Raw genomic sequence first — 1,240 nt, forward strand, 5'->3', positions numbered from 1 at the left:
TCCTATAAATACTCATTAAGAGAGTCAAATGTTTTCAACTCCGCTCATTAGCTTATATTTCGCTTCGGCTTTGACTTTTATAGCCGCATTACTTCATTTTGTTTGTGTGTTATGGGGAGCAAATGGTTTTCGATTTTTAGGAGCAGGACAAAGTATTGTCCAGATGGTCGAAAGAGGACATTGGTATCCTAATTTTACCGCCATAGCAGTGGGGGTAATTTTAACGGTATGTTCTATATATGCCTTCTTTGCCGCAAAAGGAATACCGATATTACCTTTTACCAAAATTATTTTGTCACTTGTCGCAGCTGTGTTTCTTATCCGTGGTTTTGCTTTTCCATGGTTAAAGTCAAAATTTGTCGGGAATAGTGATTTATTTTGGTATATCAGTTCAACCTTTTGTTTAATAATGGGAAGTTTATATGCCGTTGGAGTTTATTTAATTTGAAATAAATATATTCTAATTAAACTAGAATGAATAATTTAAAAATAAAGGGAGCTAAACTCCCTTTTAACTATTTAGTCCAACCATATTTTTTGAAAATAGTATTGCCTTGCTGTGAAGATAGAAACTCTACAAAACGTTTTGCTTCAGCATCTTTTAAACTATGTTTGGTTAAGGCTACACCTGTATCGCGATAGACAACCAGCTCTGGTTCGATAGGAATAATTTGTCCAACGTCTGGGTTACTGATTCCCCAAATATTAAAGACTAACCAAGCATCGTAGCTGCCATTTTCTTCCCAATTTTTCTTGGCAATACCTGTGTTGGCAGCATAGGCGACAATATTTTTTCGAAAAGCTTTTGTTAATTGAATATTCCCAGTTCTGCCAGCGATATCTTCCCACATACCGACTTGACCTGCACCATGCGTAACTAAAACCTTAACGCAAGATTTAGCGAGGTCTTTAAATCCTTTAATATTTTTAGGATTTCCTTTTCTCACTAAAATCGCTGCGGGGCGTAAATATAAAGGTTCTACCGAGTCTTTTATAATTTGCTCAGAAAAAGTATTTTCAAAATCCGACATCATGGCTTCGGAACCACTATAGATAAGATCAGCATCTAGTTTCGCTTTTTCAGACCATTGAGCAGTAGGTCCAGAAGTCACATGAACTGCTATTCCTGTTTTATTGGTGAATTGTTTGGCGGCTTCTTTCATTGCAGGTGCTGGTCCACCAGGACCATATACTTGTACCTCTGCAAAGCTATGGATAGATAGAGAACTAACAATAAGAT

2 protein-coding genes are annotated in these 1,240 nt (G+C 36.6%); one reads left to right on the plus strand and one right to left on the minus strand.

Annotation, left to right across the window (positions count from 1 at the left end):
• The first annotated feature begins 28 nt into the window (after nt 1-28).
• Nucleotides 29-448 carry a hypothetical protein gene (locus HUN22_RS17105; protein ID WP_174731907.1) on the plus strand — a complete coding sequence of 140 codons (420 nt, stop codon included), beginning with the start codon at nt 29-31 and terminating at the stop codon, nt 446-448.
• A gap of 67 nt (nt 449-515) precedes the next feature.
• On the opposite strand, the gene HUN22_RS17110 is transcribed toward HUN22_RS17105, so the two are convergent.
• Nucleotides 516-1,240: AcfC family putative adhesin (locus HUN22_RS17110; protein ID WP_217488221.1), on the minus strand; the 725-nt coding region annotated here is incomplete at its 5' end.

It is taken from the genome of Acinetobacter lactucae, from assembly GCF_013344765.1.
Taxonomy (GTDB): Bacteria; Pseudomonadota; Gammaproteobacteria; order Pseudomonadales; family Moraxellaceae; genus Acinetobacter; species Acinetobacter lactucae_A.

Bases quoted from the DNA above. Each gene is read 5' to 3' on its own strand.
- HUN22_RS17105 (WP_174731907.1), top strand. From the start codon at position 29: ATGTTTTCAACTCCGCTCATTAGCTTATATTTCGCTTCGGCTTTGACT.